Raw genomic sequence first — 25,049 nt, forward strand, 5'->3', positions numbered from 1 at the left:
GTATATCACTCTATGTTCCATTTTGTTATATCATTATTTAAATTGAGCAACAAGTTCTTCAAATTGATCTTGTTCTAATTTTAATGATTTTTTCGCAAGTGGTTCTTCATCAAATTGTTCAATTTGTGATTCATATGAAGGTGTTTCTTTATCTTGATAAACGATTCCAGTAATCATTGATTCTGATTCTAACACTTTCTGCATCGCTTGTGATTTATTAGAAGCATCGTAATCTTCGATGTCAGCTAATTTTGTTAAATTTTCTTTGAACCAATCATACGTATTAATCTTATTATATGTCACACAAGGTGAGAATACATTTACAAATGAAAATCCTTTATGATTAATTGCTTCTTCGATAATATGCGTTAGTTCTTTAATATCACTTGAGAAACTTTGTGCAACAAATGTTGCTCCTGATGATATTGCTAACTCTAAAGGTGCAACATTTTGTTCGATGTTTCCTTTAGGTGTTGATTTTGTTACAAATCCTTTAGCTGAACTTGGTGATGTTTGACCTTTAGTTAAACCATAAATTTGATTATCCATTACGATATATGTCATATCCATATTTCTTCTTAATGCATGTATTGTATGGCCCATACCAATCGCAAAACCATCTCCGTCGCCACCTGACGCGATTACTGTTAAATCTTTGTTCGCCATTTTAACACCTTGTGCTAAAGGTAATGAACGTCCATGAATAGAATGCACGCCGTATGAATTAACATATCCACTTAATCGACCTGAGCAACCAATACCTGTAATAATGGCAACTTCTTCTGGTTCAAGTCCTACATTCGCTGCTGCTTTTTGAATCGCTGCTTGCACAGAAAAATCTCCGCACCCAGGACACCAGTTTGGCTTCACATTATTTCTAAAATCTTTAAATGTTGCCAATTAAATCAACTCCTTCAAATTGCTTGCTATTTCTAATGCTTTATCTTCAATTTCATGTGGTAAGAAAGGTGTACCATCATATTTTGTTTGATTGATGATTTTATTTTGATGATTAATATTCATTTTAATGATATTTGATAATTGTCCTTGATAGTTATGTTCTGCAACAACAACTTTCTGCGCTTTATCAAATGCGCGTTGTACAACTTCTGATGGGAATGGATGTAATTGTCTAATTTGAATATGATTCACTTTTACATTTTGCTGATCTAAACGCATTATTGCTTCATCTATTGCGCCGTTAGTAGATATAAATCCAACGTATAATATATCCGCTTCATCGTATTGTTCATTAGATTCAACTGGATTTTCAATTAATAATTCCGCTGTTTTACGCATACGTTTATCCATTTGTTGTTGTCTATTTTCTGCACTTTCAGATGGTTTACCTTCTTCATTATGTTCAACACCAGTTACGTGATGAATACCACCTTTTGTACCTGGTAATACTCTTGGAGAAATGCCTGATTCTGTTAATGCATAACGTTTAAAGTATGCTTTATCTTCTTGTGATTCTAAATCACCTTCTACTAATGCACCACGGCGAATTTCTACTTTATTATAATCAAGTGATTCCACTGTTTGTTTACCTAAAGATAATTGTAGGTCAGATAATAGTATTACTGGGCATTGATATTCTTCTGCCAAGTTGAATGCTTCGACAGTTAAATAAAATGCATCAGCTGCACTTGTTGGCGCCAATACAATTTTAGGAATGTCACCATGCGTACCATAAATCATTTGCATTAAGTCAGATTGTTCTTGTTTTGTTGGTAAACCTGTTGATGGACCACCGCGTTGTGTATTAACAATAACGAGAGGTGTTTCAGTCATTCCTGACAAACCGATAGATTCCATCATCAATGATAAACCTGGACCAGCTGAAGATGTAAATGAACGTACACCTGCATAGTTAGATCCAATTGCCATCGTACATGCAGCAATTTCATCTTCAGTTTGAATAACTGCGCCACCTAATGCAGGCAAACGATCAATCATATATTCCATAATTTCAGAAGCTGGTGTAATCGGATAAGCTGCCATAAACCTAACACCTGCTGCAACAGCACCTAAACCTATAGCATCATTACCTATCATGAATAAATGTCCTTCTGAATCGATTTGTTCTAAGACATGTGCGCTTTCAAGATTTTCCATCTCAGATTTCATAAGACGATAACCTTCATTTAACGCTTTAATATTTAATTCAACAACACTTTCACCTTTTTTACCAAATAAATCTTTGATTAATGACTCAAAGACATTTGTATTTAAATCCATCACTGCACATGTTGCACCTACAGCAACCATGTTTTTCATTAATGCTGTACCTAGCTCTTTAGCAATACCTGTAAATGGTAAAACAACAAGTTGTGCTTTGCTGTCTTCTGGGTTTTGTGGTTTTGCTTTTTCATCAGCAATAATGATGCTACCTTCTCGCATTTCACCATAGTTTACTTCAATTGTTTCTTGATCAAATGCAATTAATATATCTAAATCGTCACTTATCGCACTTACTGGCGTTGACGAAACTCTAATTTTATTATTTGTGTGACCGCCTTTAATTCTACTTGAAAAATGGCGATATCCGTATAAGTAATATCCTTGACGGTTCATAGCAGTTGCAAATATTTCACCTGTTGATTCAATACCTTCACCTTGTTGACCGCCAACTTTCCATGAAATTTGTGATTTCATTTTATGGCCTCCCCATGTAATATCTCAATTTATATCATATCAAAAAAACCCTCTTAATCCTATGAAATAAAAGGGTTTTACTAAAAATCAGTCTAATGGACGATACTACTCAAATGGATGATCGTCATTTATAAGTATTCTTTGAATTTTTTTCGCTTGTCCTTCTTTATCTAAATCGATAATCACACCAGACAATACTTTTCTCCCTTGATCTGGCAAGTTATGACGTTGTGGTAAACTTGTTATAAATCGTTCAATAACTTCATCTTTATTAATACCTAAAATACCATCATAATATCCTGTCATACCTACATCTGTAATATATGCAGTACCACCGTTTAATACACGTTCATCAGATGTTTGAATATGTGTATGTGTACCAACCATCGCGCTCACTCTACCATTTAAGTACCAACCCATGGCATTCTTTTCTGAAGTTGTTTCTGCATGGAAGTCCACAAAGATATACGGTGTTATTTTCGAAGCTTCTTCAATCAGCTCGTCTGCCTTTTTAAATGGACAATCAATTGCTGGCATGAAAGAACGACCTTGTAAATTAATAATGGCCACTTCTTTATCATTCACTTTAATGATTCTCATACCAATTCCTGGCGCTTCTTCAGGAAAATTCGCTGGTCGAACCATTCTATTCGCTTGATCTATAAAATCATAAATCTCTCTTTGTCCATATGTATGGTTACCCATTGTTAAAAAGTCAGCACCCATACGTAATATTTCTTTATATAATTTCTCTGTTAGTCCTTTACCATGTGCTGCATTCTCAGCATTTACAATTGTTAACGTTGGTTTATAAGCAGACTTTATTTTTGGCAAATACGTTTCTAATTGCTCTCTGCCTAATTTACCTACAATATCACCTATAAATAATATTCTCAATATTGTCATCCTCTCTATACAAACTTTATTTTAAGTCATAAACATTATTTTTGAAAGAGATGATTAACATTTTCTTAAAAGGGTAAACAAATGTTGGACGTTATATTATTACATTATATACATAACGTTACAAAACCTTATTAGGAGTGTTTATTTAAACATGGGAATTGAAATAGAACCAGAAAAATTCGCTGAATTAGTGGTTAAAGCAAATCCATCCGTAAACGAAAACGCAGAGGACATCGCGAAAGATAGTCTAGAACTATATGTTACAGCATTTAAACTTGCTGAAAAATATGGTAACTGTGGTGTTAACTCACAAGAAACATCTAACACATTGAAAGAAGCATTAGAATTAGAACTCAATTTAACCACTTAATGATAAAATCTTAAATTAAGATAAGTGATAAAATAAATAGTGGCTGGGACATAATGTAATGTCTCAGCCACTTTTAGTATCTTGGCAGTAGATGACTGTGTTGAAAATGCGCTTATATCAAGTTTTTTCAACTCTAGTCATCCTTGCCGGGGCGGGACTACGAAATCTTTTTTGATAAATTAGATTTCTGTCCCGCTCCCTATTTATTTCATTATAAAGTTTACGATATTTTGAGTTGTATTCATTTTATCTGATTCAAGTAATCTATGTGTGATATTTTCATAATCACAATCTTTATCTTGTAATAATTGTCTTGCTAAAATTCGCTCATCGTTACTTGCGAGCTCTATATCAACGAGTTCAAATATATCAAAATAAAATCCGATAGATGCTTCATATGCTTTCGTATCCTCTTGTAATAAGAAGATTGGTTTATTTAAATGCGCAAAGTCAAATATTGTAGAAGAGTAATCTGTAATCATCGCATCAGATATTAAATATAACTCTTGTATATCTACAAATTCATTGTAAAAACAATGGATTCGAGGATCTAACTGCGTATACGCTGTTCTTAAATGTGCTTCATTCGGATGTAATTTAACGATAATTTCATAATCATCAGGTAAATTTTCAAGTAATATGATTAAATTGATTTTCGATAACACTTCTCGCTTTTCTTTTCTCCATGTTGGACAGAACAAAATAAACTTTTTGTTTTTATTTTTAGTGAAAAAGTATTTCGAACGAATTCGTCCCTCTTCTTCTTCATCACTATTTAACAAATACTCATTTCTTGGTGCGCCTAATTGTAAGATTTGCAAATCTTTATTTTTGTCAGTATTAAACGCTGATTCAAATAACATCGTATTAAACGCTGATGATGAAAGTAAGTAATCCCATTTCTGCATTCTTGGTTGAAAGACTTTCGTTTCTAAAGATTTTTGTTTTTCATCTCCTAAATCATGCAACATTCTTTTCAAAGGAAAACCATGCCACGTTTGGATAAAGATTTGATTTTTGTGCTTAAATACTTTATCTAATGTATTACCATTGACGATGACATATTTACTTTGCCTAAACGTCATTTTATAGTGATCACTACCGAATCTTACAGGTATTAAATGTGCATTTCTAATTTCAATATCTACTAACGCATTTCTAGAACTGACATAGACTTCTTTTTCCGGGAAGTGTTTCTTAATATATATACCTAAATACTTTGGATCTCCACTAAAATTATTACCATGAAAAGATTCAACAAAGACTTTATTCTCTGATGGTTCAATTTCATCATATGTCTTTATAAGTTGATTCATTTTTCGTTTTTCATATTTCTTTTTCGCAAAGTTAAACACACGTTGATTATTTAATACCATTCGTAATACGGGTTTATTTTTATATGTCTCATACAAATCTCTTCCGCATTCGATTTTAGATTGTTTTTCTACTTTTTTCTTCGAAGATTGATTAACCGTTGAACCTTTTTTAATACCGTCCATACAAGCATTGGCGCCTTCGATAAAATCAGTAGCATAATCTCTTTCTACAAATGTTTCATTTAACAACTGAACGTCTTCAGTTCTTTTTGCTTTCGTGTATTTATATTCAACAAAATCTAGCAATCGTTCACCATCATCTTCGATATCTTTAGTTAAAAATTGAACAGCGTGATATTTATTATAAATACTTTTTAAAACATCGTCTTCTCCAGCATATATAAATGCTTTATTACCTTCTGCAATCGATTCTAAAATAGAATATCCCAATGTCTCATAAGGAGATGATGATACATAAATATAATTAAGCGGTTCTTTCTCATTGATATGTACATTGTCATCCAATTGATAATAATTAATTAAATTTTTATACAATATCTCCGACGGACCATACCCTTTAATATATAACTGAATATCATCCTGACCTTTAACATTAACGATATTGTTCATTAATTTAATCACATACGAAATGTCTTTGATGTTATCTTCAAATCTCGCTTTAATTAATAAATTACGTTTCGTAATACTCGCTTCATCATTTACCTTAATATGTGATGCATCTACATATTGATTAAATACATTTGTGATATTAAATTTTTTAGCAAAATCTCGCTTAACATCTTCAGTACTTACTCTATATGCATCGATCGAATCGGCTGCTAAATCATGTTCAGCTGAAATGTAAGCAATAGGTGCATGCACTTCACCAACTATTTTAATTTCAAAATTCATCCCTTTAATTTCTCTAGCAATATAAAAGAATGTTTCTCTCGTGAGTATCACTAAATCTGTATCTAGCAAGTCTTTCGAATCATTATACTGTTTAAAATCTAATCGTTTATCAAATAACTGTTCATTAATAATCGTATTAAATTTTTCTGTCTTATCAAAAATTTTATAATTATAATAAATCACTTCATGACCAGCTTTTAGAAATGATTGAATTAAATTAATATTACTTCTTGACGTTCCACCTTTTGCAAGTAGATTGAATCCTAATATCTTTACTCTCATTCAATCTCTCCCCTTTTGTTTTTAACATTATGTATATTTCATTTGTTATTTAATAATAACATTCTTAAATACATCACACTATCAATTTCTATATGTATTTCAAAATAATTTGAATTTTATTTAATTACCCAAAAGCATATCTTTTTATACTGTAAATTTCCATTTCACACATTGTATCATACACACGTTTTTATATCCTAAAAACAATGAAAACGTTTTATAAAAAATTTCAGCTTAATATCATAACCAAAGAATTTATTAAGCATTAATACTTTACAAAACAGAACACTTGTTCGTATAATAGAATTACTTAACAAAGAGAGGTGTAAGCTATGAATAAATATATCGATCCGATGATCGAACAATTTGAGTCCTATATTTATATGCTAGATAGCGTCGAGCCAACTAATGACACCGCAACTTTTCTAAGCGAAACAGTAATCTATAACAATATTTCTAAAGTCATTCAACAACTCCCTACGTTTCATTGTCATTCTGAACAATACCTTTTATACTCAAGTTATTTACAGTTATTGTTTAATATTTTTTATAAAGTACAATCATCTTCTTCAAAAAGAGATACGATGATTATTGAATTAAATCAGTCCATCCACTGTTTAATTCAAATGAATAAGGAAATGTCATATGCGTATCATTAACCCAAGCCTGCCTGATCCGTACAAATACGAGAAAGACTATAGAAATATACCGAAACAATATTTAGACAATGATATCCCTCGAGGACGAGGTATGATTAAATGGGCACCATTTGCGACAATGCCACAACAATATGAAACAATTAATCAATTTATAAATGATCAAACTAAAGTAAATAAGCCTATTCTGAGCAATGATGCATTAGATGATTTAAACTATGTGTTAGCTGAGAAGATATTTTACCATCCGGATGCTACTATTAAATATTGGGAGAATGGTTATTATAAAATGATGCACTGTGAAATCCATACATTTAATAGTGAACATAATATACTTCAAGTAAAGAAAGAACATGAATTGATTAAGATAAAGTTGGATTGCATTGTAGAAATAATGTAATAGACATAAATAGGAGGAATAATTATGAATTTAGAAGAAGTCGTTGAAGAAAGTATGAAGATTAGAGAGGCGTATCATGCTTTAGAAGAGAAATATCACGGGAGAAGATGGACATTGCAAGAAGATGCATTAGCAATGTCAACAGATGTTGGACTTATCAATCGATTAGTAATGGATAAAGCACAGATTTGGCCATACAAACAAGATGATACAGATCAATTAGAATATAAAATTGGTGAGGTCATTTGGTGGTTAGCAGTTATAGCAGAAGAAAGTGATGTTGACTTAAATAAAGCAGTAGAACAATTCATAGCTAAAAAACAAACTGATTTTAATATAAGTTAATGTAAAGAGAGGTTTAGAACGATGACTTGCTCAGTCAATTTACGAGATACTAACTTCAAAGAAAGCAATGTACAATGTCAATTTGAATTCATACAAACTGAACTGATTGATGATATTAAACACTATCACTATTTACTACATGTCAGCTATGATCGAATGCAATTTGAGAAAGAAATTGTATTTTTTGAAAACGAAATAGAAAGTCTAGATATCAATCATTTTACAAATAATAGTCCTGATTTCTATTTTTACGAGCCAGATTTTTGGTTTACGATTTTTAGACAAGATGAGGATGAATTGATTGTGTATCTTAATTTCGATTCAGGTTTAATACATTCGAATATGGCAACTGAAAGCGGTCAGTCAGTACGAATGAATACTACGGTAGAAGCATTTAATACGTTCTTACATGATTTAAAGACTAATATGAAATAAAAATAAAAACCACAACCCTCATTGATGTGATAAGGTTTGTGGTTTTTATTTTTAAAGTATATTTCAATCTTCATCTTCTAAAGGTTGAGACAACAGTTCATAAATAAATGATTCTTTAATCTCATATATCGTTGGTTTACTTTTTATTTTGACTAGTTTATCAGTATGAAGCTGAATGACACTATTTATTTTCCCTCTTGAAAATCCAGTGATTTTCTCTAACTCTTTCAAACTAAGTCTTGCATAGCTACTTCCAAACACTTTATCTTGTAATAATATGAAAAAGATTTTACTTTCATATTTATCGAGTTTCATTTTATTCAACGATATTTGTAAGTTATTAATGATTTCAATATTTTCTTCGAATGAGCTAATAATGTTTTCTTGTCCTTCAATCAACATTTTTAACATATCTTGAATAAAAATTGTTAAATCCCCTTTATTAAAATAATGGGATGTATCTTCAAAGACTTTATAATATTTGGATTTGTTTTTATTAACAACGTATGAAAATGTAAGTGAAGTGAATGGATCAATGACTTCGTTTAAAAGTTTTGCCACTAAATATCGTCCTATTCTTCCATTACCATCATAAAACGGATGTAAGTATTCAAACATATAATGACTAGCCATTATTTTAGCAATTTTAGGTGAATTAAAATGCTCAATGAAATCTAGTATCTTCGTTAAATATTCAAATATTTGTGATTCATTGTATTCATTTCGATGTACCCATTTTCCATTTGACTCATCATATACACCGATACTTTCTTTTCTAAAAAGTTTCCCATCAGGTTGTTCATCTTCTTTAACTTCTCTCGAAACGATAGTGTCATATATTGATCGAATGTCTGCAATAGATTTCAATTCAACGTTATCTTCTTTTATCAATAAGTATTGATTAACCAATCCTGTAAATCTCTTAGGGTGCCCATTTATGTTATTTAACGCCTCTGCTATTTCTTGTTTCGTACTTCTAATATTTTCAGTTTCGTTCGTACTTTGTAACTCGTTAATCAGTAGATGCTTAATATATGCTTCAGTCGCAATTCCGGGTTGATTAGAGGATAATTCTAGAATTTTAGCAGAATTCAATAATATTTTTTCGTTATTTTCCACAATTTCATTAGTCATACAATAAAATAAATGATATTCTAAATTCAACATTTGTTGTTGATCCTTCATTGGATGAATGTTTAAATGGCTAACATAAGATGAAAAATGGTTTATTCTCTTTTCATATTCAGCTTCAGCACTTTCAACACCTAACATATGAAAAACTGTTTTAAGTGATTTATACTTCATTTTTCTCACCCTATTCATCATATTTGGGATATATGTTGTTTTGGTAATTATATTATATCCTGAAAGCTATTTATTTCAAGTATATATTTGATATAAATGTGATGAAATATAGTGATTGAATCTGATAGGTTTGATTTACAAATTATATTAACAATTGTAAAGTAGCTATAACACCATTCTCATTATTATTTATAGCAATTAAGTTGGCTTCTTTTTTCAACTCTGAATACGCATTATCCATAGCAACTTTATATTTTGCTGCTTTGAACAAATCAATATCGTTCAATCCATCCCCAAAAGCGATTGTTTCAGATGGATCAATATTTAATATATTTTGTATTCGGTTAATTGTCGTACCTTTATTAACGCCCAAATCTGTTATATCAATCCAATAATCTTCTGATGCTACTATATATACTTCATTTTCAAAATATTTTATTGATTCAGCCGTCTTCATACAATTTCCTTTAGCATCATGAACTGTTATTTTTAAAAAGTCACTTTCAATTTCTTTAAAATCCTTTATGTATTCTACATTTTGATACGATCCATGTATAAATTTACGTTCATCATCTGGAACGGACTCTAAAGCAAAAGCCACTTTTTCAGTACATGCGATTATTGTCTGGCTTTCGTCTATTTCTTTAATAGAATTTATAATACTAAGTCCTAACTCATTTTGAATAGAAGCAGTATAAAGAAATTCTCCATTGTATTTTATACGCGTTGCACTGTCACCAATAATAAAAGTATCTTTGCTTAAGTCACCTACTATATTTTCAACTCTTTCACATTGCTTACCTGTACAAAAAACAAATCTTATATTCTTAGCATCTAGATTATTTTTCAATTCATCGAATGCTTCTCTATCAAAGTTACTTTCATTGTCTAAAAATGTCCCATCCATGTCGGTTACAACTAATTTAATATTCATAACTCTCCCCCATTGTTTAGTCTGTCTTGTTTTTATTATACAGTGAATTTTGATATAAACATAAAAAATAACCCTCTAACACTTATGGTTAGAGGGTTTTGAATTTGAAAGCATCTTACTTGGCGTACTCAGTTGCTCTCATCTCCCGGACAACTGTCACTTTAATGTGCCCTGGATACTGTAATTCGTTTTCAATTTGATCTTTAATATCTCGTGCTATTCTATGTGCTTTTAAGTCATCGATATCTTCAGGTGATACAATTACTCTAATTTCTCTACCTGCTTGAATAGCGAATGCTTTTTCAACACCTTGATAACCTTCAGATATTTCTTCTAATCGTTCTAAACGTTTTACGTAATTTTCTAAAGTTTCTCGTCTAGCTCCCGGTCTTGCAGCACTTAATGCATCTGCTGCAGCTACCAATATAGAAATGACTGAAGTTGGTTCTACATCCCCATGATGTGAGTGTATTGCATTTATTACTGTATCATGTTCATGATATTTCTTTGCAAGTTCAACCCCTATTTCAACATGGCTACCTTCTACTTCATGATCAATAGCTTTACCAATATCATGTAATAAACCTGCACGTTTGGCTAATGTAACATCTTCCCCTAATTCCGCTGCCAACATTCCTGAAAGTTGAGCAACTTCAACAGAGTGTTTGAGTACACTTTGACCGTAACTTGTACGATATTTCATTCGACCTAAAATTTTAACCAACTCTGGATGTAAATTATGAATACCTAATTCGAAAGTGGCTTGTTCACCAGATTCTCTCATTAAGTCATCTACTTCACGTCTTGCTTTTTCAACCATATCTTCAATACGTCCCGGATGAATGCGTCCATCTGATACTAAATTAGTTAAGGCTGTCTTCGCAATTTCTCTTCGAATTGGATCAAATCCAGATAAAATTACTGCTTCTGGTGTATCATCAATGATTAAGTCAATACCTGTTAATGTTTCTAAAGTACGTATGTTTCGACCTTCACGACCGATAATACGACCTTTCATTTCATCATTAGGTAGATTAACAACAGAGACTGTTGATTCAGAAGTATGATCTGCTGCTAACCTTTGAACGGTAATCGCTAACAGTTCTTTCGCTTTCTTATCTACATTTGTTTTTAGTTCTCTTTCTTTGTCTTTTACAAGCACAGCAATATCATGTGACAGTTCTTCTTCTACTTGTGAAAATTGCTCTTTACGAGCTTCATCACGTGTTAGTCCGGAGATGCGTACTAGTTCTTGTTCATGTTTCGTTATTATTTCTTGAACATTACTCTCTTTTGCATCTACCTGTTGTTGTCGCTCTTCAATTTTAGCTTCTTTGTTTTCTAGAATTTCATCTTTTTTATCTAAAAGATCAGATTTGCGCTCTAAATTTTCTTCTTTTTGAAGTAATCTTGCTTCTTGCTTTTGTAGGTCACTTCTTCTCTCTCGAATTTCACTATCAAGATGATCTCTAATTTGTTGATTTTCTTCTTTAGCTTCAATCAACTTTTCTTTCTTCAAACTCTCAGCTTCTTTGTTAGCTTCACTTATAATATAATGAGCAGACTGACGAGCTTGTTCTTGCTTTTTCGATAAGCTATTATGTGCGAAATAGTATCCTACAACAACACCTAGAATAACTCCTAGCAAAATGAGTAAGAGGGTTAATAAGTCCACATAAACACCTCCTTCTATCTAGGTTTTACGTCTTATATAAATAAAAATATGATTAAATGGAACTATGGAATCATACAACTCAATTGTACGTTTAAATTTGTACAAGTGTCAAGGACATCATCCTTATTTTTAATACTCTTTCTGGAAATAATGCAACTATATCAAAAATTATAAATATATACGTGATTCTGCACTTAATTTTATTAAGTATGTATTGTGAAAAATATATAATTGTTTATTAAATAGGAAAAAACAACTCATTTCACTGATTTATTCAGTTCGAAATGAGTTGCTTTTTTACAATATCTATAATTTTACTTAAGCATACTTGCCTACTGATTGTATTAATCTAATAATGTTTCTTGTTCAGTATCTTTAGCTGCTTTTTCATCTTTTTTATTATCTTTTTTAGCTTCTTCTTTCTTCTTACCATTAAAGCCAAGTTGATCTCTTAAAATACCATCAATTTCTTCGATGATCGCTGGGTTTTCTTTCAAGTAAGTCTTAACATTCTCTTTACCTTGACCCATACGTTCTCCATTATAAGAATACCAAGCGCCTGATTTATCAACAATATCAAACTCAACAGCTAAGTCGATTAATTCACCTTCACGTGAGATACCTTCACCATACATAATATCTACTTCAGCAACTCTGAATGGAGGTGCGACTTTATTTTTAACAACTTTAATCTTCGTTCTATTACCAACAACTTCTTGGCCTTGTTTTAATTGTTCAGCACGACGTACTTCAAGTCTAACAGAACTATAGAATTTAAGTGCACGTCCACCAGGTGTTACTTCTGGGTTACCGAACATAACGCCGACTTTTTCACGAATTTGGTTAATAAATATAGCAGTTGTATTAGATTTAGAAATAGCACCTGATAATTTACGTAACGCCTGACTCATAAGTCTTGCTTGTAAACCAACGTGTGTGTCTCCCATTTCTCCTTCTATTTCTGCTTTAGGTGTTAACGCAGCTACTGAATCGACAATAACGATATCAACTGCACCACTACGAACAAATGCTTCAGCAATCTCAAGACCTTGTTCACCATGGTCTGGTTGAGATAAGTATAGGTTATCAATATCCACACCTAAGTTCTTAGCATAGACAGGATCTAATGCGTGTTCGGCATCGATAAAAGCAGCAACGCCCCCTTGACGTTGAACTTCAGCAATGGCATGTAACGCTACTGTTGTTTTACCAGAACTTTCTGGTCCGTATATTTCAATAATACGACCTTTAGGATATCCACCTACACCTAAAGCTTTATCAAGTGTAATTGATCCACTTGAAACAGCAGATACTTCTCTACTTGTGTTATCCCCTAATTTCATAACAGCCCCTTTACCAAAGGACTTTTCCATATTTTTAATTACTGTATCGAGTGCTTTCTGACGTTCGTTCACGCGATAACCTCCTATATATTAAATAAATTTATTTGTTTAATTAGCTATTATTACTATATATGCTTTCATATTAAAATGCAAGCATTAAGCGAATATTTGTTCGTGTTTTTTAATGCGTTTTTTAATAATATGCGAACATAGGTACCGATTATTTAATTTTATGATTCTTCTCTTAAAATATTTAAGAATTTTATTAACGTCAAATTACTGATTCTATCGCGTCTTCCTTTATAAGACTGACTAAGCGTTGAAATAAATATTTTACTTTTTTGCATATGAGAAATAAATACTTTTGATTCTTTACCATCTTGTAATAGCACGATCGCACTTTCAACGCCATAAGTAGTTCTAAGTTTCGTTGCAATTGCTTCATGGTCATCTGATTCTGAAATCTGCAACATGCGATCTGTCCAATCGCTTTTTATATTATAATTTTTTAGATGCTCATCTTTCTTATCATCACGTTTTAATCGTGAATAAAGTACACCATCCGTAATACCATCATAAATAACAAAAGGTTGATCTACATAGTTAAAGACCGCTTCTTCTAATGTTAAATCATCACTACCATAATAAAATTTACCAATTCTATTCAATATTTCTTCTTTCACAGGTTTAATCATTGTTAATGCCTCTTGTTTTGTTGATGCATTAGCAGTAATTCTTAATGAAACTTCATGATGACCAGCAAGTGGTGCGATTGTCGGATTGGATTGATTATCAATTAAATCCATACATTCTGTTTCAACACTAGATTCACCAATACCAGTGAATTTTAAAGACTCTGATAAAATCACATTTTGTTCATCCATTAAGAATGGTACAAGATATTGATTGACCATTGGTTGAAGTTCTTTTGGTGGTCCAGGTAATAGGACAACTTTTTTATTGTCTTGTTCTAAATACATTCCTGGAGCCATGCCAAAATCATTTTTCAACACATGACTACCTTGAATCACAAGTGCTTGTTGTCTATTATTCGGTGTCATTGTACGATTTTCATTTTTAAAATAATCTTCAATTTGATCCATAGCTTCTTGATTCATTTCAAGAGTACGACCTAACACATTGGCAATCGTTTGTTTTGTTAAATCATCCTTCGTTGGACCTAAACCACCCGTCAAGATAACAATATCATGTTGATCTAGTTCTTCTTTGAAGGCATTTTCCAATCGTTTTGGATTGTCACCTACTGCAACATGTCTCATTACACTAGCGCCAAGTTCATTTACTACTTTAGAAATAAATTGTGCATTTGTATTAGCAATTTGTCCCAACAATATTTCTGTACCAACACTTAATATACTTACTTTCATCAAATCGTCTCCTAAAGAAAGAGGCTAGGACATCTCTGTCCAAGCCTTCAATGTTGTTATTATTTTGAACCTTTAAATACATCTCTACCATGATAGAAATACTCTATACCTGATAAAATAGTGAAGAATGTCGCAATATACATTAGATATTGACCTAAATCAATTTGCCATAATGTTGAAAACGGTTCTTGAAGTAAAATAAACACAATCGCTACCATAGTAACTGCTGTTTTTATTTTACCTAATTGACCAGCTGCACTAACAAATCCTTGTTCAATCTGCAACAGTCTTAAACCTGTGACAGCAAATTCACGAGCAATAATAATAATTGCAATTACTGATGATACTTTATTCAATTCAACTAATGCAATTAATGCGCTTGCTACGAGTAATTTATCCGCTAACGGATCTAAAAATTTACCCATATTCGTTACAAGTTGCCATTTTCTAGCTAAGTATCCATCGAACCAATCCGTAACTGAAGCTAATATGAAAATTACACCAGCAATAAATTGTTCAACTCTCATTTCCTGTCCGAATAAAAAGGTCATATGCCCCATGTTAAAATCAACAAGTAAAAACAATACAAAAACTGGTATTAAAATCACACGTAATACCGTAAGTTGGTTAGGAATATTCATTTTCTTTCTCCTTCTTTTCATACAATCCGATAATAACTCTATTATAAATCAATCAGACATATAATTAAATAATAATTAATAATAACACCCAAATGACAAGACAAATTCCAAAGAAAGTGACCATTTGCGTAATCAATTTTGTTATCATTTTTTTCTCTGTAATTTCTGATTGACTTCTCTTCTCTTGCGTTAATGATCGAAATGCATCTTTAGCAGAAGGTGCTGTTTTAGGCAATTCACTTTGATGTTTATCAATTAATTCAGCAGGGCTCACATTAATTGCAGAAGCATATTTAGTTATAAATCCTCTTGTATAATCAGGATTTGGTAAATTTTCGAATTCGTTTTTTTCAATAATGATTAAAAACGGTCTTTGTATTTTAGTTTTTTGTTCTAATTCAACTAAAGTCATTCCTAGCTGTTCTCTTTTATTTCTTAATGTTTCTCCAATAGATTTCAAAATATATTCACCTCAACTCAATTATTCAAAGAAACCGAATCCATCACCGAAAGCCATATTGTCATTGGTAAATAATTCATTTTGATTCAATTGTTCATATGTAATCTCTTGATCCTCAGTCTCTCTCAATTCAATAATATAATCAAAATCTTCAAGACTATATTCTGAACGTTGGACAAATAGATCGGGATGTTCTACCACTTTAATTGTTGGTAAACTCATAACTTCTCTAACTAACTGTTTGTGTCTCTCGTCTGTTTGTTTCGATGTTACAGCACCATCTATAATATAGACATTTTCATCACCGTACTCACCTTTTAACAATGAACTACGTACAGTTTGTTTAATAAGCGTTGAACTAATAAACAACCACTTCTTATGCGCACAAACACTTGCCGCAACGACGGATTCTGTCTTACCAACCCTAGGCATCCCTCTCACACCAATTAATTTGTGTCTATTTTCCTTGAACAATTCGGCCATAAAGTCGACAAGTAGACCTAAATCTTTTCTTTCAAATCTAAATGTTTTCTTATCATCAATATCACGTTTAATGTAACGACCATGTCTAACCGCTAATCGATCTCGTAAACCTGGTGTACGCAATTTTTTTATAGATATATCATCAATTTCTCTCACAATATTTTCAAATCGTTTTACTTTATTCATATCGTCCGTTTTAATGAGCAGACCTCTTCTGCCTTGGTCCACACCATTAATCGTTATAATATTAATGCCTAAAATACCAAGTAAACTTGAAATATCACCTAATAAACCTGCTCTGTTCACTTGGATATCATATTCTAAATACCATTCTTTTTTAATTACTTCTTCCATCAGAACCACCCCAATTTTAAATATACCATCCTCCGTTAATACGAAGCACTTGCCCCGTAACACTTTGAGACAATGGATTTAATAAATAAGCAACTGTCGCACCAATTTCTTCAGTTGTTACAAATCGACCTTGTGGTATTTCTTCTTTTAGCTGCGTTTGTGTTAATTCAGCTAGCTCATTAGTCATTTTACCATGAACAACACCAGGAGTTATAGCATTAACCGTAATAGATGTTAATGCCAGTTCTTTTGATAGTGATTTTACGAACCCTAATTGAGCAGCTTTCATTGTAGAATAAATCGTTTCATAGCTAGCTCCCGTTTCTCCCCATATAGAAGAAAGCACGATAATTCTACTATTTGGGCGATTCCTTAATCTATCTACAAATAATTGAACGACCTTAATCAGTGAAAAGACATTGATAAAATATTGTCGATTAATTTCATCGTTGGATACATCTTGTATGGCACCAAATGATGATTGTCCGGCAGCATATATTAAATGGTCAATTTGACCAATGTTATCCAAGACTTGCATATCGCTTTCCTTAGATAAATCAAATTGTACGAAACTAACTGGTTGACCTTCAAACCGCTGATTCAAGTCATCTATATTTGAATGATGATAATGTACAATAACCTCATGTCCTAATGATAAACATTCTTCTACAATCGAAAGTCCGATATCGCCGCTTCCTCCAAGAACAAGTGATCTAGCCATTTTTCTTCACCAAACGACTTTCTACCGTATGATCAAAATCAATAAGTGATGTTAACGTATCATGTACACTCTCAACCGTTATAGATTCAAGAATATCGATCAATTCAAAAAGATTTACACCTTCAAAATAAAACTTCGTATATTGATTTGCAATATATTCAGGTGAGTTCAGACTTGAAATAATTTCTCCAAGTGTTTGCTTTCTTACTCTTTCCAAGTCATCATGATTAAACCCTGTTTGAATATGCTTTCTTAATTCTTCAAAAATCGCATGTTTAAACGCATCATGTTGATCAGTAGAAACTGCCATAATTAAATAGCTATACGTTGTTTCATTAGCAAATTGATACCCAAATGAATCATCGATAATATCTTGTTCAAGTAATGCTTGATAAAAATCAGTTTGTTCACCAAGCATTAAATCTAAAGCAATCATCATTTCAATATCATTTTTAACTCTTACTTTGTCAGATATCGTATTTGGAACAAATTTAAATGCAATCATTGATTTCTCTTGAACGATATCCATCTTAGTTTCTACATATGATTGGCTCACTGTTTGAGGTTCATTGAACGGTTTTCTCGTGATTGGTGGCATCTCGTTCATTTCTCTTTTATTTTCATGTTCACGGATTAAATCCATCGTTGCCTCAGGTTCTACATCACCGACTATAATAAGCACCATATTCGCTGGGTGATAAAATGTCTCATATGATAAATGTAAATCTTCGGCTGTGATTTCATAAATACTATCCACTGTTCCCGCTATATCTACTTGGACAGGGTGATGATGATACAATGCGCCTAACGTTTGGAACATCAATTTATAATTCGGCTGCTCTTGATACATTTTAATTTCTTCAGCAATAATACCTTTTTCTTTTTCAACTGTTTTTTCAGTGAAGTATGGACTTTCAATCATTTTCAATAGTCTTAAAATATTGTCGTTTACATGTCCAGTTGCACTAAACAAATAACTTGTTCTATCAAAAGTCGTAAATGCGTTAACCTGTGCATCATGTTCAGCAAAACTTGAGAATACGTCACCTTCTTCTTTTTCAAACAATTTATGTTCTAAAAAATGGGCAACGCCATCAGGTACTGTAACAAATTCATCACTTTGGTGAGGTTTAAAAGAATGATCTAATGAACCAAAATGCGTCGTATATGTAACATATGTTTTTGAAAATCCTTTTTTAGGGATAACAACCACTTTTAATCCATTATCTAATGTTTCTTCAAATACCGTTTCATCAATTTGTTCAAAATATTGATTATTCATTTTCTTCACCTTCAGTCAGTATATATATAGTATCTAATTGGCCAAGTTGTGCGATGTTCATAATGTCTTCTTTCGTTATACCTTCAATCTCACTTATCCATTCATCATGATTATAAGTTGCTTGATAACGTGCGTGTGTATGAAGTAAATCAATCATTTGTCGCTGTTTATCAAAATTTTCTCTCGCATGTGAAATGAGTACTTTTTTAGCTAAATCTAATTTATGATCATCAAATTCACCTTGTTCTAATTGATGATATATATCTAGTATAGTTTCCTTCGCTACTTGAACTTTATCTTTAGCTATTCCGCCTAAAATATATAAAAATCCATTTTTAGTATCTATTTGAGAATGAATAGAATAAGCTAAACTTTGTTTTTCTCTTACTTCACTAAAGAGAATAGATGAAGCATCTCCACCTAATAACATATTTAAAACTAAGAATGAATAATATGCTTTGGAATGGAATGTAATTGGAAAACGATAACCCATATTTAATTTCGCTTGATCAATATGGGTATAATCCACTAATTCTTTAACTTCTTTAACCTCTTTAAATTGTGATGATTCTATTTCTAATTGGCTATTATGTTCAAAATTCAGATAAGATTGGCAAAGTGATTTAACTTCATTCAAATCAACGTTTCCAATGATATATGTAGATATTGCATTTTCTTGTATTAAATCATAATATGTATCAACTAATGATGTCGGCGTTACACCATCGATATCTTCTAAAATTCCTGAAGCCAAATATTTATATGGCTCATCATGAAACATATGATTCATAAACTGTAGAAAGGCACGTTGTGATTTATTATCATCAATAGCAGTTAATTTTTTTCTTAATAATGACTTTTCTTGTTTTGTATATTTCTCATTAAAATGCCTATCCTCAATATAAGGTTGGAAAATCACATCATGTAACAACTTAATTGCATGTGTTAACAATGATTGTTCATTTTTTAAATATTTTTCATTAACAATTTCTATTCCAATTGTCATGATATGATTATTAGCTTGTTTATTCACATAACTAAATAAATGTGCCCCATATAGTTCAGCTAATAATTCATTCATCGCTTTATCTGTTTTGTATTCGTTTGTGACCCTCGTCAATAATTTGCTTAAAATTGATCTTGATGTGATTGTTTCACGTGTTAAAGGCGCTACAAACTTTAATACAATTGTTGTCGTTTTAAATTTTGTAGTTGGTATCACATAAATATCATTTGATGCTAATTTTAAATGTTCAGTCGTTATCATAATCGATACCTCACTTTTATATGTATGTATATACAGAAACAAAGCAACAATTGTTACTTTGTTTCATCCAATATATTTTATTATATCCTATTTCTTGTAATACGAAACTTTACAAGACTACTTTTAAAATAATTTAATGAGTATAACACTGGTTGTTCATGTTCATTATAGTGAATTTGCGTTAATAACATCATCGCTTCATCAGGATCTGAGTTAAGTATTTCGTTTATATAAGGTTCATAACTCATAGATTCAATTGATGTATACGCATGTGTGATTTTAAATTCCACTTTACTTTCAATTGCTGATAAGATAGAAGAATTTGAACGATAATCACTACAAGCAAACATATCTGTCGCTATTTTATCTAAACAATAGACGACAGGTTTTCCGTCTGCCGTTCGTAATCTTTCAATTACTGAAATCATTGCATCTTCTTCTAAGTTTAGTACTTCTATATCTTTCTTAGTTGCTACTTCTTCATCTAAACTGATAAATTCCGTACCAGCAACTTCCCCGTTTTTTTCAATCATATTTGTGATACTTACTAATTCATCTAATGGATAATAGTAAGATTGTGTTGGCTTCACAACTGTTATGCCACCTAATTTTTGAGATAAGATTTGTTCTGTTACAAGTTCATGAATCGCTTTATCAATTTCATCATAATTAATATTTAACATTTTCTTTATTTCAAATTCATTTGGTATTGTATCTCCCGGTTTCAATTCATTCGTTTGAATTTGTTCTAATATCCAATTCTTAACGAAATTTACAGATGCACTTGTCGACATAATATCCTCCTATTCTTCTTGATAAATATCCACCAATACTTGTCTAGGTTTACTTCCCGATTGTGGACCTATGACACCATTTCCTTCTAAATCATCCATTAACCTAGAAGCTCTATTATAACCAATTCTAAACCTTCTTTGAAGTAAACTGGCACTTGCTTTTTGTTCTTCTACTACAAATAAATAAGCTTCTTGATATAATTCGTCTTCACTTTCAATTTCACTTGTTTCAGTTGGCTCGTCTGGTTCCATTTCTTTGATATAATTAGCTGTTTGTTCGCCTACAACGTGTTGAACAACATTTTCAACTTCTCCATCTGAAAGAAATGCACCTTGAATTCTAGTCGGTTTTGAAGAATCTCTAGATAGGAATAACATATCACCTCTACCTAGTAGTTTTTCTGCACCACCACCATCTAATATCGTTCTAGAATCGGTTGCTGAACTAACTGCAAAAGCAATTCTTGAAGGAATATTCGCTTTAATACTACCAGTAATAACATCTACGGATGGTCTTTGTGTAGCAATGATTAAGTGAATTCCTGCTGCTCTAGCTAATTGCGCGATTCTCATGATTGAAGATTCTACATCCTTACCAGCAACCATCATTAAATCTGCTAATTCATCTACAATAACAACAATATAAGGTAATTGTGCTTGTTTTTCTTCTAATTCTTTATTACTGCGTTCAATAAATTGATTATAACCTTCAATATTCCTTGCACCTACATGCTGGAATAAATCGTATCTCTTTTCCATTTCAGAAACAATTTTTTGCAATGCTTGATTTGCTTTTTGTGGATTTGTTACGACAGGTGTTAATAGATGTGGCACACCGTTATAGACATTCAATTCAACCATTTTAGGATCAATCAGCATCAATTTCACTTCATGTGGTTTAGCATTCATTAAAATACTAGTGATAATACCGTTAATACAAACAGATTTACCACTCCCAGTTGCACCAGCAACAAGTAAATGTGGTAATTTATTTAATTCTGCAGTAATTGGTTCACCTGAGATGTCTCTACCTAATGCAACTTCAAGTTTATTCGTTGATGATTTGGCTTCATTCAAAACTTCTTTCAAAGTAACCATTGAAATATGTTCATTTGGTACCTCAATACCTACAGCAGATTTCCCTGGTATAGGTGCTTCTATTCTGATATCTTTAGCCGCTAAATTCAAAGCAATATCATTACTTAAATTAACGATTTTATTCACTTTTACACCTTGAGCAGGCTGTACTTCGTATTGTGTAACAGCTGGTCCAATTCTAATTTGCGTCACTCTAGCATCAACATTAAAGTTCTTCAACGTCGCTTCAAGCAATTTCCCTTTTTCTTGAACCGCTTTTTTAGAAACTGTTTGAGATTTTGGTGGATCATTTAAAATCGTTAAAGGTGGTAATTTATAATTTAAATTCTCTGCTTCATCAATTGCAGATTCTTTGATTTCAGGTTCATTTGGTTCGTGACTTGGTTCTTGTTGTTTCGGAAGTTGTTTTCTTTTTTCTTGTAACTTCTCTTGAGATTCAAAAATTGGTATTTCTTCGTTTGGTGTTTGTGGTTCAGTATCTTGTACTTTTGCAGGCTGCTTAACTTCTTGCATATCTGAAACATCTTTCGGTGATTCTTTCATGCGTTTTTCTTTTTCTAATTGTTTCGCTCTCGCTTTTTCTTCCCGTTTCTTTTCCATGTTTGTCAATTGCGATTTCGTCTTACTTTGGGTAATTTCAAATGCTGATTTTGTAATGTCACGGTGTCTTTTTTTCATGATTAAAATAATACTTGATAATAATATAAGCACCGTTAATAAACTATATCCAAACACAGAGATTAATTTACTAATCGTTTGAAATACATGAAAACCGATAAATCCTCCACCATTAAAGTAAAATGAATTTCTCTCTAAGCTTGAATAAGTCTCACTTAATGTTCGCTTATACGTTTCAAATTGATGATCTTTAAAATAGAAAATAAGTTGCATAATAAATAACAATGCAATTTGAAAAATAAACAATCCCGTAATTCTTCGAGTAAATTTCAATTTACCGTTAATCGTTATAAACAACGATATAAATGCTATGAATATGTACGTATAATACTTTGAATAGCCGAAAAGAAAATGAAAGAAGCTATCTATTATTAAACCGATAAATCCTAATTGAAAGACGCCTAACACTAATAAGAACAATATGATCATTTGTATGACATATTTTAAAGTTGTATCTTTTTGTTTTTTCTTACCTCGAGTTGTACTTTTCTTACGTGTTGCGGGCTTTTTCTTTTGCACCATTATGAAATAGCCTCCTTATCCATATTACAAAAATAAGAGGCTGGGACATTTATGCCTCAGCCCTGTTTCTTTCTATAAATAAAACATCTAATGCTATAAATTAAATTTCAGAAATAATTGGAATAATCATTGGGCGACGTTTCGTTTGTTCATATAAATATTTGCCGAGTTTATCACGCATATTTTGTTTCATTTCAGACCATTCAATTTTCTTCTGAAGTAAGCCTTCTTCGACAATTTCACGTACTTTTTCTGAAGCATCATTTAATAATTCTTCACTTTCTCTTACGTACACGAAACCACGTGATTGAATTTCAGGTCCGCCAACAATTTTTCTGTTCTTAGGATCTAAAGTTACAACAGCAATAAAGATACCATCTTCAGCTAATAAATGACGGTCTCTTAAAACGATATTACCTACGTCTCCGACACCAATACCATCAATTAATACATTGCCTGCAGTTACTTTTTCATTGGCTACCATTTTTTCACCATCAAAGTTAACAACGTCACCTTTTTCAAGTAAGAAGATTTTCTCTGGATCTACACCAGTTTCAGCAGCTAATTTAGCATGTGCAATTTGCATTTTAAATTCACCTTGAACAGGTATAAAGTATTCAGGTTTCATTAAATTAAGCATTAATTTTAATTCTTCCATACAACCATGACTGGATGCATGCGTTTTTTTATTATTTGGCATAATATGTGCGCCGGCTTTTACAAGTTCATTTAATGTTTGGCCTATGATTACTTCCATATTTGCAGACGTTGATGTTGAAATATAAACATTGTCACCTTCTAAAATGTTTAGAATTGGGTGTCTTTGTTGCGCCATTTGGCCTAATGCTTCTATTGGTTCACCTTGCATACCAGTAGCAATAATAATCATTTCATTCTTCGGATATTTACTAATATCATGTACCGGTACAAGTAAATTTTCAGGAATATTAAAGTAGCCTAATTTACGTGCAACATTAAATGAACTCTCTAATGAGCGACCTAAGAATGACACTTTACGATTCAATTTACTTGCTGCATTTAACACTTGTTGAATACGAATAAAGTTAGATGCATAGCAAGACACAATGATTCTACCATTTGCTTTAGCAAATTCATCTACCATATGACTTTCGATTACATTTTCAGGTACGTTATACCCTGGTTTCTCAGCTTCAGTCGAATCACTAATTAAAGCGAATACACCATTTTGACCAATTTCAGTCATTTTTGCAATGTCAGGCGCATATGCACCTTGTAAACTTTGATCAAATTTAAATTCTCCTGTATAAACGACTGCACCATATGAAGTATGGATACATACGCCTAAGCTATCTGGAATTGAATGTGTTGTATTAAAGAACGTGACATTTACATTTTTAAATCTCATTACTGAGTCTTTATTTACTGTATAATAACGTACTTTTTTATTAAGCTTTCTAGCTTTCATATGATCTTTAACTAATGCGATTGTCAGTCTAGAACCATATATAGGTGCATCTATTTTTTCAAGAATATAACTTACTGCACCGATTGAATCTTCATGACCGTGTGATAAGAAGATCCCTTTTAATTTATCTTTGTTTTCAATGACATATTGAATATCTGGTATTACTACATCGACACCTAACATTTCATCTTCTGGAAACATTAAACCAGCGTCTAACATGAACATTTCTTCATCCACTTCAACGATATACATATTTTTTGCTATTTCACCCACACCACCAAGTGGTATGATTCGAACTTTATCATTTTTCTTTTTTATTAAACTCAAAATTGTTCCTCCTAAATGTCGTCCCGTCCATAATATATTTATTTAATCAT

General features: G+C 31.8%; 23 protein-coding genes. 5 read left to right on the top strand and 18 right to left on the bottom strand.

What is annotated here, in order from left to right; translation table 11 throughout:
* Positions 1-33 precede the first annotated feature (33 nt).
* The 3 genes from P3U32_RS07595 to P3U32_RS07605 all read right to left on the bottom strand — a co-directional run bounded on the left by P3U32_RS07595 (position 34) and on the right by P3U32_RS07605 (position 3,555).
* Positions 34-900, bottom strand: a complete 867-nt coding sequence (locus P3U32_RS07595; protein WP_323702514.1) for a 2-oxoacid:ferredoxin oxidoreductase subunit beta — start codon at positions 898-900, stop codon at positions 34-36.
* The gene (locus P3U32_RS07600; RefSeq protein WP_323702515.1) at positions 901-2,658 is read right to left on the bottom strand and encodes a 2-oxoacid:acceptor oxidoreductase subunit alpha; all 1,758 of its coding nucleotides are present in this window, start codon (positions 2,656-2,658) and stop codon (positions 901-903) included. It lies immediately after the preceding gene.
* A gap of 105 nt (positions 2,659-2,763) precedes the next feature.
* Complete coding sequence (locus tag P3U32_RS07605) at positions 2,764-3,555, bottom strand: TIGR00282 family metallophosphoesterase (RefSeq protein WP_323702516.1); 792 nt, start codon at positions 3,553-3,555, stop codon at positions 2,764-2,766.
* Positions 3,556-3,715: 160 nt separating this feature from the next.
* Here P3U32_RS07605 and P3U32_RS07610 point away from each other — a divergent pair, with 160 nt between their 5' ends.
* Complete coding sequence (locus tag P3U32_RS07610; RefSeq protein WP_323702517.1) at positions 3,716-3,934, top strand: hypothetical protein; 219 nt, start codon at positions 3,716-3,718, stop codon at positions 3,932-3,934.
* A gap of 203 nt (positions 3,935-4,137) precedes the next feature.
* Here the strand turns inward: P3U32_RS07610 and P3U32_RS07615 are convergent, their stop codons facing one another.
* A complete protein-coding gene (locus P3U32_RS07615) occupies positions 4,138-6,444 on the bottom strand; it encodes a CDP-glycerol glycerophosphotransferase family protein (RefSeq protein WP_323702518.1) in 2,307 nt (768 codons plus the stop codon).
* Between the two features lie 332 nt (positions 6,445-6,776).
* On the opposite strand from P3U32_RS07615, the gene P3U32_RS07620 reads away from it, so the two are divergent.
* The 4 genes from P3U32_RS07620 to P3U32_RS07635 are packed head-to-tail and all read left to right on the top strand — an operon-like array spanning position 6,777 to position 8,280.
* Positions 6,777-7,103: a hypothetical protein gene (locus tag P3U32_RS07620; protein WP_323702519.1), complete on the top strand. Its 327-nt coding sequence runs from the start codon at positions 6,777-6,779 to the stop codon at positions 7,101-7,103.
* Entirely contained in the window at positions 7,090-7,500 is a 411-nt protein-coding gene (locus P3U32_RS07625; protein WP_323702520.1) for a YolD-like family protein, read from the top strand. Before P3U32_RS07620 ends, P3U32_RS07625 begins: the two co-directional genes overlap by 14 nt.
* Positions 7,501-7,524: 24 nt before the next feature.
* Complete coding sequence (locus P3U32_RS07630) at positions 7,525-7,845, top strand: nucleoside triphosphate pyrophosphohydrolase family protein (RefSeq protein WP_323702521.1); 321 nt, start codon at positions 7,525-7,527, stop codon at positions 7,843-7,845.
* Between the two features lie 21 nt (positions 7,846-7,866).
* The gene (locus tag P3U32_RS07635; protein WP_323702522.1) at positions 7,867-8,280 is read left to right on the top strand and encodes a hypothetical protein; all 414 of its coding nucleotides are present in this window, start codon (positions 7,867-7,869) and stop codon (positions 8,278-8,280) included.
* Between the two features lie 63 nt (positions 8,281-8,343).
* Here the strand turns inward: P3U32_RS07635 and P3U32_RS07640 are convergent, their stop codons facing one another.
* The 14 genes from P3U32_RS07640 to rnjB form a co-directional block, all read right to left on the bottom strand.
* Entirely contained in the window at positions 8,344-9,585 is a 1,242-nt protein-coding gene (locus tag P3U32_RS07640; RefSeq protein WP_323702523.1) for a Fic family protein, read from the bottom strand.
* A gap of 142 nt (positions 9,586-9,727) precedes the next feature.
* Positions 9,728-10,519: a Cof-type HAD-IIB family hydrolase gene (locus P3U32_RS07645; RefSeq protein WP_323702524.1), complete on the bottom strand. Its 792-nt coding sequence runs from the start codon at positions 10,517-10,519 to the stop codon at positions 9,728-9,730.
* A 115-nt stretch (positions 10,520-10,634) separates the two neighbouring features.
* On the bottom strand, positions 10,635-12,194 hold the full coding sequence (rny, locus tag P3U32_RS07650; protein WP_323702525.1) for a ribonuclease Y: 1,560 nt from the start codon (positions 12,192-12,194) through the stop codon (positions 10,635-10,637).
* A 344-nt stretch (positions 12,195-12,538) separates the two neighbouring features.
* Positions 12,539-13,567: a recombinase RecA gene (gene recA, locus P3U32_RS07655; RefSeq protein ID WP_416361245.1), complete on the bottom strand. Its 1,029-nt coding sequence runs from the start codon at positions 13,565-13,567 to the stop codon at positions 12,539-12,541.
* 200 nt (positions 13,568-13,767) lie between these two features.
* Entirely contained in the window at positions 13,768-14,925 is a 1,158-nt protein-coding gene (locus P3U32_RS07660) for a CinA family nicotinamide mononucleotide deamidase-related protein (RefSeq protein WP_323702527.1), read from the bottom strand.
* A gap of 59 nt (positions 14,926-14,984) precedes the next feature.
* Positions 14,985-15,566 carry a CDP-diacylglycerol--glycerol-3-phosphate 3-phosphatidyltransferase gene (gene pgsA, locus P3U32_RS07665; protein WP_323702528.1) on the bottom strand — a complete coding sequence of 194 codons (582 nt, stop codon included), beginning with the start codon at positions 15,564-15,566 and terminating at the stop codon, positions 14,985-14,987.
* Between the two features lie 64 nt (positions 15,567-15,630).
* Positions 15,631-16,026 (bottom strand): helix-turn-helix domain-containing protein, encoded by a 396-nt coding sequence (locus tag P3U32_RS07670; protein WP_323702529.1) that lies wholly within the window; start codon positions 16,024-16,026, stop codon positions 15,631-15,633.
* 21 nt (positions 16,027-16,047) lie between these two features.
* The gene (locus P3U32_RS07675; protein ID WP_323702530.1) at positions 16,048-16,863 is read right to left on the bottom strand and encodes a YmfK family protein; all 816 of its coding nucleotides are present in this window, start codon (positions 16,861-16,863) and stop codon (positions 16,048-16,050) included.
* A 16-nt stretch (positions 16,864-16,879) separates the two neighbouring features.
* Positions 16,880-17,584 (bottom strand): elongation factor P 5-aminopentanone reductase, encoded by a 705-nt coding sequence (gene ymfI, locus P3U32_RS07680; RefSeq protein WP_323702531.1) that lies wholly within the window; start codon positions 17,582-17,584, stop codon positions 16,880-16,882.
* Complete coding sequence (gene yfmH, locus P3U32_RS07685; protein WP_323702532.1) at positions 17,577-18,866, bottom strand: EF-P 5-aminopentanol modification-associated protein YfmH; 1,290 nt, start codon at positions 18,864-18,866, stop codon at positions 17,577-17,579. The genes ymfI and yfmH overlap by 8 nt, the downstream gene beginning before the upstream one ends.
* Entirely contained in the window at positions 18,859-20,133 is a 1,275-nt protein-coding gene (gene yfmF, locus P3U32_RS07690) for an EF-P 5-aminopentanol modification-associated protein YfmF (RefSeq protein ID WP_323702533.1), read from the bottom strand. The genes yfmH and yfmF overlap by 8 nt, the downstream gene beginning before the upstream one ends.
* Positions 20,134-20,213: 80 nt before the next feature.
* Complete coding sequence (locus P3U32_RS07695; RefSeq protein ID WP_323702534.1) at positions 20,214-20,927, bottom strand: GntR family transcriptional regulator; 714 nt, start codon at positions 20,925-20,927, stop codon at positions 20,214-20,216.
* Positions 20,928-20,936: 9 nt separating this feature from the next.
* The gene (locus P3U32_RS07700; protein WP_323702535.1) at positions 20,937-23,225 is read right to left on the bottom strand and encodes a DNA translocase FtsK; all 2,289 of its coding nucleotides are present in this window, start codon (positions 23,223-23,225) and stop codon (positions 20,937-20,939) included.
* 100 nt (positions 23,226-23,325) lie between these two features.
* Positions 23,326-24,999 (bottom strand): ribonuclease J2, encoded by a 1,674-nt coding sequence (gene rnjB, locus P3U32_RS07705; protein ID WP_323702536.1) that lies wholly within the window; start codon positions 24,997-24,999, stop codon positions 23,326-23,328.
* Positions 25,000-25,049 lie beyond the last annotated feature (50 nt).

It is taken from the genome of Mammaliicoccus sp. Dog046, assembly GCF_034039665.1.
Lineage (GTDB): Bacteria > Bacillota > Bacilli > Staphylococcales > Staphylococcaceae > Mammaliicoccus.